This is a genomic window from Spirosoma agri, assembly GCF_010747415.1.
In the GTDB taxonomy this organism is placed as follows: Bacteria; Bacteroidota; Bacteroidia; order Cytophagales; family Spirosomataceae; genus Spirosoma; species Spirosoma agri.
Genome location: NZ_JAAGNZ010000001.1, coordinates 1,739,959 through 1,753,086 on the forward strand (window position 1 = coordinate 1,739,959; position 13,128 = coordinate 1,753,086).

Annotated in this window: 10 protein-coding genes; 6 read left to right on the forward strand and 4 right to left on the reverse strand. The window is 51.4% G+C overall.

The window, feature by feature from the left end; translation table 11 throughout:
- Window positions 1-80: 80 nt before the first annotated feature.
- Window positions 81-1,427 (forward strand): D-arabinono-1,4-lactone oxidase, encoded by a 1,347-nt coding sequence (locus GK091_RS07135; RefSeq protein WP_164035898.1) that lies wholly within the window; start codon window positions 81-83, stop codon window positions 1,425-1,427.
- Window positions 1,428-1,437: 10 nt separating this feature from the next.
- Here the strand turns inward: GK091_RS07135 and GK091_RS07140 are convergent, their stop codons facing one another.
- A complete protein-coding gene (locus tag GK091_RS07140; RefSeq protein WP_164035899.1) occupies window positions 1,438-3,078 on the reverse strand; it encodes a Na+/H+ antiporter in 1,641 nt (546 codons plus the stop codon).
- A gap of 214 nt (window positions 3,079-3,292) precedes the next feature.
- Here GK091_RS07140 and GK091_RS07145 point away from each other — a divergent pair, with 214 nt between their 5' ends.
- Window positions 3,293-3,823 carry a gluconate 2-dehydrogenase subunit 3 family protein gene (locus GK091_RS07145; RefSeq protein ID WP_164035900.1) on the forward strand — a complete coding sequence of 177 codons (531 nt, stop codon included), beginning with the start codon at window positions 3,293-3,295 and terminating at the stop codon, window positions 3,821-3,823.
- An 88-nt stretch (window positions 3,824-3,911) separates the two neighbouring features.
- Window positions 3,912-5,624 carry a GMC oxidoreductase gene (locus GK091_RS07150; RefSeq protein WP_164035901.1) on the forward strand — a complete coding sequence of 571 codons (1,713 nt, stop codon included), beginning with the start codon at window positions 3,912-3,914 and terminating at the stop codon, window positions 5,622-5,624.
- 146 nt (window positions 5,625-5,770) lie between these two features.
- Here the strand turns inward: GK091_RS07150 and GK091_RS07155 are convergent, their stop codons facing one another.
- Window positions 5,771-6,007 (reverse strand): GlsB/YeaQ/YmgE family stress response membrane protein, encoded by a 237-nt coding sequence (locus GK091_RS07155; protein WP_164035902.1) that lies wholly within the window; start codon window positions 6,005-6,007, stop codon window positions 5,771-5,773.
- Between the two features lie 196 nt (window positions 6,008-6,203).
- Between GK091_RS07155 and GK091_RS07160 the strand changes: the two genes are divergently transcribed.
- The gene (locus GK091_RS07160) at window positions 6,204-9,311 is read left to right on the forward strand and encodes a PVC-type heme-binding CxxCH protein (protein WP_164035903.1); all 3,108 of its coding nucleotides are present in this window, start codon (window positions 6,204-6,206) and stop codon (window positions 9,309-9,311) included.
- Between the two features lie 115 nt (window positions 9,312-9,426).
- Complete coding sequence (locus GK091_RS07165) at window positions 9,427-10,362, forward strand: hydroxypyruvate isomerase family protein (protein WP_164035904.1); 936 nt, start codon at window positions 9,427-9,429, stop codon at window positions 10,360-10,362.
- 98 nt (window positions 10,363-10,460) lie between these two features.
- On the opposite strand, the gene GK091_RS07170 is transcribed toward GK091_RS07165, so the two are convergent.
- Window positions 10,461-10,769 carry an isoamylase early set domain-containing protein gene (locus tag GK091_RS07170; protein WP_164035905.1) on the reverse strand — a complete coding sequence of 103 codons (309 nt, stop codon included), beginning with the start codon at window positions 10,767-10,769 and terminating at the stop codon, window positions 10,461-10,463.
- 317 nt (window positions 10,770-11,086) lie between these two features.
- Window positions 11,087-11,755, reverse strand: a complete 669-nt coding sequence (gene pnuC / locus GK091_RS07175; protein WP_164035906.1) for a nicotinamide riboside transporter PnuC — start codon at window positions 11,753-11,755, stop codon at window positions 11,087-11,089.
- Window positions 11,756-11,825: 70 nt separating this feature from the next.
- On the opposite strand from pnuC, the gene GK091_RS07180 reads away from it, so the two are divergent.
- A complete protein-coding gene (locus GK091_RS07180; RefSeq protein ID WP_164035907.1) occupies window positions 11,826-13,049 on the forward strand; it encodes a Gfo/Idh/MocA family protein in 1,224 nt (407 codons plus the stop codon).
- Window positions 13,050-13,128 lie beyond the last annotated feature (79 nt).

The following is a 13,128-nucleotide window of genomic DNA, read 5'->3' on the forward strand; positions in this document are numbered from 1 at the left end:
ATTGACTTGAATCAAGATTTTATTGTAGTATTGATTCTGTTTTCGATCAGTTCGCGTAGTTTAGCGGAAACCCTGTAGCCATGAAAAAAAGAACGTTCCTTAAGCTGTCGTCAGCTTTACTTGCCACCCCCGTCATGTCCCCTCTAGCGCAATTAGTACCCGGCGAAAAATTGAAAAACTGGGCCGGAAACTACACATACAGTACTGACCGGCTGTATTCAGCCAAGTCGATCGAACAGGTTCAGGAACTCGTAAAAAAATACGCGAAACTCAAAGTACTAGGTTCACGCCATTGCTTCAACGGCATTGCCGACAGTACGAATAATTTCATTTCGCTCGCCGATATGAATCAGGTCGTGGCGCTGGATGAAAAGGCCCGCATGGTAACGGTCGACGCCAACATGCGCTACGGGCAATTGGCTCCGTACCTCGATGGGAAAGGCTATGCGTTGCACAATCTGGCTTCGCTGCCGCACATTTCGGTAGCGGGGGCCTGCGCTACGGCCACCCACGGCTCGGGCGTAAAGAACGGTAATCTGTCAACCGCAGTCGCAGGACTGGAACTTGTTACGGCTGATGGTGAACTGAAGAAACTGTCGCGCGACAAGGATGGCGATACGTTTCGTGCTGCCGTTGTCAACCTGGGTGCGCTTGGTGTTGTAACGAAAGTCACGCTCGACATTCAGCCAACCTTCATGGTGCGGCAGGATGTGTACGAAAACCTGCCACTCGATCAGCTGAACGATCACTTCGAAGCGATCATGTCGGGTGGCTACAGCGTAAGCCTGTTCACGGACTGGCAAAAGAAGCGCATTAACGAAGTCTGGATTAAACGACGAGTTGAGGAAGGAAGCAAGATAGAGGCCAAGCCCGAGTACTTCGGGGCATCGCTTGCAACGAAAAACCTGCATCCAATCACCGAAATATCCGCCGAAAATTGCACCGAACAAATGGGCGTGCCCGGTCCCTGGTACGAACGGTTGCCGCACTTTAAAATGGGCTTTACACCCAGCAGTGGCAAGGAGTTGCAATCCGAGTATTTTGTACCCCGGAAAAATGCGGTCGATGCTATACTGGCCGTCGAACAGCTCCGTGATCACATCAGTCCACACCTGCTTATCAGCGAACTGCGGACCATCGAGGCCGATGATTTGTGGATGAGTATGGCTTACAAACAACCGAGTTTGGCCATTCACTTTACCTGGAAACAGGACTGGGCATCGGTCAGTAAAGTGCTGCCTATGATCGAAAAAGCACTGGAACCCTTTGGACCACGACCGCACTGGGGGAAACTGTTCACGTTATCCGCGCCGAAATTGCAGTCCCGTTACGAAAAGCTGACCGACTTCAAGAAGCTGGTGAAGGAATACGACCCGCAGGGCAAGTTTCGGAATGCGTTCCTTGATTCGACAATCTATGGTAGTTGATAGGCACTGATCAGCGCATCGATCCCATCAGCAATCGTGACTCTTCCAGGTCCAGTTCGTACAAAATAGTTCGGAGTACTTCGTCGTCTTCATTGCCCTCCCGGCGCAGTTGCGTAGCCCTATCACGCTCCACCTGGATGATCTCAAGCTGAATGCGTAGTGTTTCCCGAACTTCCGATTCGTGCGCCTTCGACCGACGCACATTGTCGTTCAGCCGGAGCCTGTCGATGCGGATTTCGTACTTGTGTTTGAGTCGCGCCAGTGTTTCGTCGGATACCTCGTCGCTCAGTGAGTAGTTAGCCTCAAGGTGTTCGATGGCCGTACCGGCGAGCTGAACACGCAGTTTAATCTCGTCCTGTCTGGCCCGTTGATCGGGCTGAATGTTCAACCAGCGGATCAGGTAGGGTAAGGCTAGTCCCTGCAATACCAGCGTCGAGAAAATGACGCAGTACGTAAAGAAAATGATCAGATCACGCTGCGGAAAGGGCGATCCGTTCCGCAGCGTGAGGGGTAAGGCCAGCGCCGTTGCCAGTGACAATACTCCCCGCATTCCGGTCCAGCCGATGACGGTGAGCAGTTTGCCATTGATGAGCGGATGATGGACAGGCAGATTCGGCTTAAGCAATCGCGTGAAGAAACTCACCAGAAAAATCCAGACAAACCGGGCCAGAATAACGGCTAGACTAACGATGATACCGTATAGAATCAGCATGCCGGACGAATAGCCGGAGTTGGTCAACAGGATCTGGCGCAGTTGCAGACCCATGAGCACGAACACGATGCTGTTGAGCAGAAACGTAACGACATTCCAGACGTTGATCGTTTGCAAATGAGCCTGGCGCGATAGAAACTCCGACGATCGAAGGGTTAGAAATAATCCCGACGACAGCACGGCCAGCACACCCGATACATGCAATTCTTCGGCGATCAGGTAGCCGGCAAACGGCGTCAGAAATGTCAGCGTCGTTTCAACAACCGGCGTGTCATCCGTTAATTGGTGAATACTTTTCACGATCCAGGCCAGCGCCAGCCCGATGAGGATTCCGCCGAAAATAACCAGAAAGAATTGCTCCCCTGCTTCGATCAAAACAAACTGTCCCGTTGCTACGGCAGCCACGGCATAGCGATAAACGATCAGGCCCGTTGCGTCATTGACCAGACTTTCGGCTTCCAGAATGACCACGACGCGACGGGGTAGCCCCATCTCTTTGATGATCGACGTACCCGCAATGGGGTCTGTCGTAGAAACCGTTGCCCCCATTACGAACGCCAGCGGCCACGAAAAGCCGGGAACGAACGTATGCACGACCCACGCTACCCCCACCGTCGAGAAGAGAACCAGCCCGAGTGCCAGCAGCAGAATAGGCCGAAAATTTGCTTTGAAATCAGCCCACGACGTGTTCCAGGCCGCTGCGTAGATCAGTGGCGGTAGAAAAACCAGAATGACAACATCAGGGGTGAGCGCAACCGAAGGCAAGCCCGGAATCAGACTGATCGCAATGCCTGCCAGCACTAACACGATGGGCGTGGCAATACGAACCCGCTCGGCCACCGCCGACAGGGCCGTTACGATTGCCAACAGGGTAATGATTAAGGCGATACTACTCATGTTCTGAACAACCCCACAGGTCGTCAGGGTGTTTTGTTGCACTGGTATCCGGGCATAGTGGAATCCGGCTTTCGCTGATGAATTAAGAACTATTTTCTCCAGTTATGAGGATATTTACCACGGTTTGGCCTTTTCATCAGACCACCCTTTCATCTTGAAAAAAATAGGGGTAATTTGCTTTTAGAAGCTGTATATTTTCTTGCGTCAAATTCCCGTTCTACTGCTAAAAACTCACTTTACTTACTTTTACTAACCTATGAAACGTAGAGAAGCGATACAGCAGGCGGCCCTGATGATGGGTGGTCTGTTGTCAGCACCCACGCTGGCGGGCGCAATGGGCCGCATTACGAACACGGGTCCCAGCGTGTCCGTTACGGCTGAGCAGGAAGCATTGCTGGCTGAAGTCGCCGACGTAATTATTCCGGCCACCAAAACGCCGGGTGCCAAAGCGGCTGGTGCCGAAAAATTCATTGTCCGCGTCATGCGCGATTGCTACCCCAAAACCGATCAGGACAGTTTCTACGCCGGGCTCGCCAAGCTGGATGCCAGTAGCAAAACCAAGTTCGGAAAAGGATTTATGGAGTTAGATACTGCCCAGAAAAACGAAATGGTGAAGCAGACGATGACCGATGATAAGCCGTTCTTCCTACGCATGAAAGAGCTGACAACGACCGGGTACTTTACGTCGGAAATCGGCGCAACCAAGGCCCTCGAATACCTGCCGGTTCCGGGGCAGTTCAACGGCTGTATGCCGCTCAAACCCGGCCAGAAAACCTGGGCGCTCTAATTCATAACCCGTATGCCGGCCTGAACAGCGCAGCAGCCATGCCCGGTGCGTAGTTTACTGGTTGTTCAATCCCAACTCCTTCAACTGTATGAACCTCAATATTGATTCTATAAAAGAAACCACCTACGATGCCATTGTCATCGGATCGGGAATAACGGGTGGCTGGGCCTCCAAAGAACTGACCGAGAAAGGCCTGCGAGTTCTTATGCTCGAAAAAGGGCACCAGCTTGAGCACGTATCGGGTTACGAAAATGCCATGAAAGATCCGTGGCAAACTCAGTACAATGGTCGGCTCACGATGGAGCAGAAAGAAACGCACCCGAAACTGGCGCGTGACTACCCTTACAACGAGCTGACCGAAACCTACTGGATGAAGGATTCGGATTCGTTATATAAAGAGAACAAACGCTTCGATTGGTATCGACCTAATATCGTCGGTGGCAAGTCGATCATGTGGGGTCGGCAATCGTACCGGCTAAGCGACCTCGATTTTGAAGCCAATGCCAAAGAGGGCATTGCCGTAGACTGGCCGATCCGCTACAAAGACGTGGCTCCCTGGTACTCGTATGTCGAGAAAGTGGTTGGTATTTCGGGGGAAGCCCTGAATTTGCCGCAACTGCCCGACAGCGACTTCCTGCCGCCAATGGAGATGTACTGCGTTGAGAAAGAGGTTCGTAAACGGCTTGAGGAGAATTTTCCCGGTCGTACTATGACGATTGGTCGTGTGGCCAACCTGTCTAAAGCGGCTCAGGCGCAGCTTGGCATTGGCCGGGCTCCGTGTCAATACCGGAACAAATGTTCGCTGGGTTGCCCGTACGGTGCTTATTTCAGCACGCAGTCCTGCACGTTGCCCTACGCGTCGAAAACGGGTCGGTTAACGCTCCGTCCTGACTCGGTTGTATCGGAAATTATTTACGATGAAAACCAGAAACGGGCTACGGGCGTCCGGGTGATCGATGCCGTAACCTTGCAGGGTCGGGAATACTTTGCCAAACTGATCTTCGTCTGCGGCAGCACACTCGGCACGACATCCATTCTGCTCAACTCCAAGTCGAGCCGCTTCCCGAACGGGCTGGGCAATGATTCGGAGCAATTGGGGCATAACCTGATGGATCACCACTTCCGCACTGGCGCATCAGGTGACTGGGAAGGCGATCTGGATAAATACTACATCGGACGGCGGGCAAATGGCATTTATGTGCCTCGTTACCGCAACATCGGCAGCGACAAACGCGATTACCTGCGGGGCTTTGGCTACCAGGGCGGTGGCAGTCGGCAGGGCTGGCAGCGTAACGTTGCCGAGATGAGCTTCGGTGCTGATTATAAGGAAGAACTGACCAAGCCCGGTCCGTGGACAATGGGTTTTGGTGGCTTCGGCGAAACGCTGCCCTACTACGAAAACCGGATGTATCTCGACAAAAATGAGAAAGACAAATGGGGTATGCCGCTGGTCGTTTTCGACGCCGAACTCAAAGAAAACGAAAAGAAAATGCGCGTTGACATGATGAATGATGCCAAAGAAATGCTGGAATCGTCGGGTGTCAAAAACGTGAAAGCGTACGACAGAGGCTCGTACCTGGGGATGGCCATTCACGAGATGGGAACCGCGCGCATGGGCCGTGATCCTAAAACGTCGGTACTCAATGCCAATAACCAGATGCACGGAGTCAAAAACGTTTTCGTAACGGATGGTGCCTGCATGGTGTCGGCTTCCTGCGTAAACCCGTCATTGACGTACATGGCACTGACGGCACGGGCGGCAGATTTCGCCGTAAAAGAGATGAAAAAGAAGAGTATCTAGTTCGAAATAAGCGTACACAAAAAAGCCAGATCGTTATTTGATCTGGCTTTTTTGTTTGGTCCAGCTTACGTACTACCAGCGAATAGTATTTGGTTGGCCCATCACCGATTCATTTCTGTTAGCAGTAGCCTATCCAGACTCAGGGTTTAAAACAATCGCCCGACAAAAATCAGGACGACGGCACCTAACACGGCAATCAGGAGATTCATGACCAGGCCGTCGTTATCCGGGTCATTGCCGAGCTTACGGGCAATAAAACCGCCCACAAATCCGCCCACAATGCCGAGCAGAATATTGACGATCATCGAATTATGACTGTCCATAATACGGCTGGCGATAAAACCGGCAATGCCGCCAATAAGAATGGAATACAGGAAGCCCATAGTGCTGAAGGTTAATGATTTAGTGAACTGTCTCGTAATGCTACAGTAAATAACTGAAAGTTACTATTATAAGAGGAAAACCAGGATAAAGTTTAAGGGCGGATGGGTATAAATACCTTCGTCCTACGCTTTATTTACCAATGGACTATCACTACTTTTACGTTGTATAATCCAATCCTATTTCCCGTTCTTACTTATGAATTCTTTTCGATCGGCCAAGCGTTCTGCGTTTTATCGCCGGGCGATGGCCCTCTCTGCTGCCGGTCTGGTGGTCGGAACTGTTTTTGTTGGGGCCTACCAGAATCGTAACCTCAACGCAGCGTCCGACGGTTATCTCAAGGGTTTGTTCGCGCAGCTTAGTGACGACGATAAACATGATCCCAAATATGCCGTGGGTAGCCTGAACGTGGCGCCGGGCCTGGAAGCCACCCTGTTTGCCGCCGAGCCGATGCTGAGCAATCCGACGGATATCGATGTCGATGCCAGAGGTCGCGTGTGGGTTTGTGAAGCTTACAACTACCGGCCCGCTATCAACGGAAATCCGACCCGCAAAGAAGGTGATCGGATCATGATTCTGGAAGACACGAACGGGGATGGCAAAGCTGATATCTCCAAAGTCTTTTACCAGGACCCAAGTATCGAATCGCCACTGGGTATCTGGGTGCAGGGCAACAAAGTGATCGTGGCCGATAGTCCAAACGTGTGGGTTCTGACGGACGAAAACGGCGATGATAAGGCCGACAAAAAAGAACTGCTCTTCACGGGAATCGGGGGTGAGCAGCACGACCACGGGATGCACACATTTGTCTTTGGTCCCGACGGCAAGTGGTATTTCAACTTTGGCAATGAAGGTAAACAATTGCTGGATAAAGAGGGAAAACCCGTCATTGACGTGGCCACGGGCAAAGCCATCGATAAACAGAATTTCAAGCAGGGCATGGTGTTCCGCTGTGATCCCGACGGGAAAAACGTTGAAGTGCTGGGCCAGAATTTCCGGAACAACTACGAAGTGGCCGTGGATTCCTACGGTACGCTTTGGCAGTCGGACAACGATGATGATGGCAACAAGGGCGTTCGGATCAACTACGTGATGGAGTATGGCAACTACGGCTACACCGACGAGATGACGGGCGCTGGCTGGCAGGCGAATCGGGATAATCTCGAACCCGAAATCCCACGGCGGCACTGGCACCTGAACGATCCGGGTGTTGTACCGAACCTGCTTCAAACCGGGGCCGGCTCGCCAACGGGTATCATTGTTTACGAAGGAAAACTGCTGCCCGAAGTGTTTCGAAATCAGGTGATTCACTGCGATGCCGGACCGAACGTCGTTCGATCATACACAGTGCAAAAGGATGGTGCGGGCTACAAGGCCGACATCGTAAACGTCCTTGAAGGAGCGCGCGACCAGTGGTTTCGTCCAGCTGATATATGCGTGGCACCCGATGGTTCGCTCATTATTGCCGATTGGTACGATCCCGGCGTAGGTGGCCACCAGGCGGGTGATCAGAACAAAGGGCGCGTGTATCGCGTAGCACCCCCCAATTCGCCGTACACCATGCCGAAAGTGGACGTATCGACCACTGACGGGGCGATTGAAGCACTCCAGAGTCCGAACATGTCGATCCGCTATGCCGGGTGGCAGAAACTGCGTGAGCTAGGTACAAAGGCAGAAAAACCACTGGCCAAGCTGTACAAAGAATCGAACAATCCCCGGATGCAGGCTCGCGCGTTGTGGCTGCTGAGCAAACTGGACAAAGGACAGAAATACATTGAGACGGCGCTGAAGAGCACCAATCCTGATCTGCGCATCACGGCATTACGGGCCGCTCGCGAACTCAAAACGGACATCATTCCCTACGTGAAGCAACTGGTCAACGATCCTGATGCGCAGGTTCGTCGGGAGTGTGCCATTGCACTCCGGCTCAACAAATCAGCAGAAGCACCGGCTTTGTGGGCACAGCTGGCCAGTAAGTACGATGGGAAAGACCGTTGGTATCTGGAAGCACTGGGTATTGGTGCTGACGGAAACTGGGATAGCTATTATACGGCCTGGGTGAAGCAGATGAACAACGACCCGCTCGCTAATGCGGGTGGTCGCGACATCGTATGGCGGGCCCGCACCAAAGAATCGGTGCCGATGCTGGCTAAACTGGCGGGTGATCAGGGGACGGATCTGAACCAGCGATTGCGCTATTTCCGGGCGTTTGATTTCAACCCCGGTGCCAGTGAAAAATCAGCCGCGTTGCTGGGTATTTTGCAGGCGAACAGCAACTCGACCGACGTATCGAAACTGGTGTTGCGCCACCTTGACCCGGCTTTTGTGAAAAACTCACCCGTCGCGACAACCGCGCTGAACAAGCTGCTGACCGATGTGTACGGAACCCCCGAATACATCGAACTGGTAACCCGCTACGAACCTAACTCCGAGAATGCCAAGTTGAGCCAACTGGCAATGGCCAAGTCGACGGATGCTGTAGGCCGTGATGCCGTTCGGCAGTTGATCAAGCAGAACGGTAGCCCGTTGATCTGGACGCTTGTTAATGGCGCAAACGCGGACGAAGCCGCACAGATGGTAGCGGCCCTGCAACGGGTTGGTAACAAAGAATCGCTGGACATTCTGAAAACCATTGCGCTTGATGAAAAGCGGTCGCCTGCGTTACGCATGAATGCTACCCGCGCCTTGGGTGGCAGCATGGACGGTGCCGATATGGTTGTCGCTTTACTGAAATCGGGCGAAATTAAAGGCGACTACAAGAAAGCGGCTGTTCAGGGCGTGAGCAACGACTGGCGTAAAAATGTCAGAATACAGGCGGCTGGTTTTCTGGATGGCGGACAGAGTGCCGAAGGCAAAAAGCTCCCCGGTATGAACGAATTGATGGCGCTGGATGGCGATGCGTCAAAGGGCGTGAGTGTCTTCAAAAACAACTGCTCGATTTGCCATCAGGTCAACGGCGAAGGCATGGACTTTGGGCCGAAACTGTCTGAAATCGGCTCTAAACTGCCCAAAGAAGGTCAATATCTGGCTATTCTGCATCCTGATGCCGGCATCAGCTTCGGCTATGAAGGATGGGAAGTGAAGTTTAAAGACGGGAGCACCATGTCGGGAATCGTATCCAGCAAAACCGAGACCGATCTGCAAATGAAGTTCCCCGGTGGTGTGGTCCAGAACTACAAAATGTCGGACGTGGTCTCCATGAAAAAGATGGATTCGTCCATGATGCCATCGGGCCTTCAGGAAGCCATGAGTACAAAGGACTTAGTGGATCTGGTCGCCTATTTAACGAGTTTAAAAAAGAAATAAGCTGAACTGTGAGTACGCTGATTTTAGGAGTAGTTAGATTTTGCTTTTCAGAAATGAGTAGCAGATTTTTGCAAACCAGTAAACCAGCGTAATCATAGTTTAGACTACAACCATTATGCAACGACGCAATTTTGTTAAATCGACAGTTGGCCTCGCTGGGGCTACTGCTGCGGGTGAATCGTTAACCGGCAACTGGCATTCACAGCCTAATTTTCTGGCTAAGAATAATTTCAAGCTCAAATATGCTCCCCACTTTGGCATGTTCGAAAACAGCGCCGGTGGCGATCCCATCGATCAGCTGAAATTCATGGCCGATATGGGCTTTACAGCCCTGGAAGACAACGGAATGATGGGCCGTGACCCGGCACTCCAAACGAAGATTGGCGCTGAGCTGGCTCGATTAGGGATGACGATGGGCGTGTTTGTGCTCGACAAGGGTGGTAACGGTCAGAATACCCTCGCGGCCGGAAAGCCCGAATACGTCGATATTTTTTTGAACGGCTGTCGGAAAGCGGTTGAAACCGGCAAACGGGTCAACGGCAAATTCACGACTGTTGTGCCGGGCGATTTTGAGCGGAACTTGCCGATTGGGATTCAGACCGGTAACGTTATTGATGCCTTGCGTCGTGGGGCCGATATTCTGGCCGCCGGTGGGCTGACGATGGTGCTGGAACCGCTCAGTGATACGCCAAACCTGTTCCTGCGGACGTCCGATCAGACGTATGAAATCTGCCGGGCGGTCAATAGTCCTTCGTGCAAAATTCTGTTTGATATCTATCACATGCAGAAAAACGAGGGACATATAATCCCGCATATCAACTGGTGCTGGAGCGAAATCGGTTATTTTCAGATCGGTGATAATCCAGGCCGCAACGAGCCAACTACGGGAGAAATCAACTATAAAAACGTGTTCAAATACATCTACCAGAAACAGAAAGAAACAGGCAAAGATTTCATTTTTGGTATGGAACACGGCAAATCGCAGAAAGGCAAAGAAGGCGAAGTGGCGCTGATAAAAGCCTACGTCGAGTCGGATAGCTTTACCGTGTAAGAATAGACGATGTAGTCAAAACATGAAGCCCCGGCAGAACACTCTGTCGGGGCTATTTCAGTAATGTCCCTTCTAGGCAAATGAATGGTTGATCTGGCTTACAGAACGACAACCGAATTTTCTTCACCCGCAACGCCATTGGCTACATATTTGTCAGCAGCCCAATCATTGGCCCACGTCGTACCGTCTAAAACATAACGGTATTGGTATTCAGCACCTACGGGTAGTTCAACCGTCGTTTTATACGAACCATCCTTTTGCTTCTTCAACGTTTGGGCGCTAATATCCCAGCTGTTGAATTCACCGGCCAGAGCGACCGTTTTTGCACCGTTGACAGCTTCAGCCGGCAACTCAAACGTAACTTTTGCGATAGGCTTGCTTTTGAGGAATTGTTTGGCAACCGCCATAGTGGTTCATAATTTGGTTTGCAGTGCAAAATTATATTGAAAAATAAGTAATATCATAACAATCAGCCGTTTATGAGCTAATATTCTTTAAAAAATACAATTGATTGTGTTTTGATTTATAGATGCATCTTAAAAATGTACTATTTTGAATCAGTACGGTAATAGCCACTACACGATTTTTCGACACAACTTTTGATAGACTAACGCCGATCGGTATACGAGACGTTTGTGATTCGACTGATTAAAAATAATCGAGTTTATTAGTGTAACGATCGTCCCCGTACTAGATACATATCGGCCCTGAATCGGCCTCCTTTTCAGACCGTTCGTGGTTTATAGCTTCGGTATTCCTGCGTCCAGTGCCAGGCGCCAACAGCCGCAATGAAGCAAAACACAAAATATTCAATGCCAACAAATTTCACCCCTTTTACAAAATACATGTACGTCAGGATAGCATCGACACCCAGCCAGACATACCAGCATTCGACGCGTTTTTCGATCATTAGAAATGTGGCGACAACACTCATCACGGTTGTGAATGAATCCAGGTACGGAAAGGCGCTAGGTTTGCTGAACAGTACCGGAAACCAATCGTGCAGATTGCTGGCGAAGGTCCCGAGCAGTACCGTTGCGACTAGGCCAGAGAGTGTCCAGACGACAAATTGTCGGGTCGGCATCCGGCTGATGCGCAATTCCTGATCGTTGTTTGCCTCATTTTGTTTCGGATGAGTCCAGCGCCACCACCCCTGTAGGTTCATGATCAGAAAAAATACCTGTAGAAACATATCCGGGTACAACTGAACCTGATAAAACAGGAAGAAGAAAAGGAAAACACTGACGGCACCGATGGGCCAGCTCCAGATGTTGGCTAGTGCTGATAGCCAGACAGCTACGGCACCAATGACTGCGCCAAAGAACTCCAGGTAGCTCATGGGGTAGTCCCACAGCGTAAAAAAAATCGTATTGATGTCGAAAAAATCGGCCATGCGCGAAAGTAATCGGTGGGAAATTTTACCTTTCTGCGAAAGTACGGATTAACCCTTTATCTGAACGCTTATGCAACGTATTGCTATGCTTGGTGGTGGCTTCATTGGCCGCTTCTACGCCGAATCCATCCACGGCCAGCGCAGCCGCGATAAAGTCGTCGCCATTTATGCCCGCCGGGACGAAACGGCGAAAAAATTTGCTGCTGATTACGGCTGCGACTTCGCGTCAACTGATATGGAAGCGGTGATTGCCCATCCCGACGTCGATATGGTATGTATTGCGCTGCCTAACAACATTCACGAAACGGCGGTCAACCTATGCGCGAAACACAAGAAATCGGTGGTGTGCACCAAGCCCCTTGGCCGCACGGCGGAAGAAGCGTTGCGTATGATGAAAACGGTCGAAGAAGCCGGTATTTTTGCCGGGTATCTGGAAGATCTGTGTTATACGCCAAAGTTCCTGAAAGCATTGGATAGCGTGAAGAACGGCGCATTGGGTCGTATTCTTTGGGCGAAGTCGCGCGAAACGCACCCCGGTCCGCACTCCGACTGGTTCTGGGATAAAGAACAGGCTGGTGGTGGCTGTATGCTCGATCTGGGTTGTCATTGCGTCGAAATTGCCCGCAGTTTCATCGGCAAAGATGTGAAGCCGGTTGAGGTAATGTGCTGGGCGGCCACGCAGGTAAAACCGATCGATGCTGAAGACCATGCCATTGCGCTGGTGAAATACGAAAATGGGGCTATCGGGCAGTTTGAGGTGAGCTGGACGTTCCGGGGTGGTATGGATCTGCGCGATGAGGTGATGGGAACCGAAGGCACGATCTGGATCAACAACTTCCTACGAACTGGTTTCGAAATGTTTACGACCGGTCGGCGTTCCGACGGTCAGAACGCCGACGGTAAAGGGGACAATTATGTAGCCGAAAAAGCCGAATCGACCACGGGTTGGCTGTTTCCGGTGGGGGACGAAGTAAATGATCTGGGCTACAATCACATGTTTACTGATATGTTCAAGTCGCAGGAAGAAGGGCGTGAACCCACCGAAACCTTCTACGATGGCTACGTGGTAAACGCGGTGCTGGATGCCGCCTACAAATCAGCGGAAACGAAACAGTGGGAAAAGGTAATCTTGCCAGTCTGGCGTGGGCAGGAAGGATTGACGCAGCAGACAACGCTGGTTGACTACGACGAGCAACATTACCTGATCAAGGAAGAAGTGACGCACGATGGTCGCCATAAAGTGATTCTGAAAGACAAACAGACCGGGAAGATCTCGGAGCGGGATCTACAGTAGTGGACCAGTCGGCCAACCTGGTCGTGGGTAGCTTTGCACGAATGCGTCTGTGGAAAAAGGACTGGATTGTCGTGTTTGG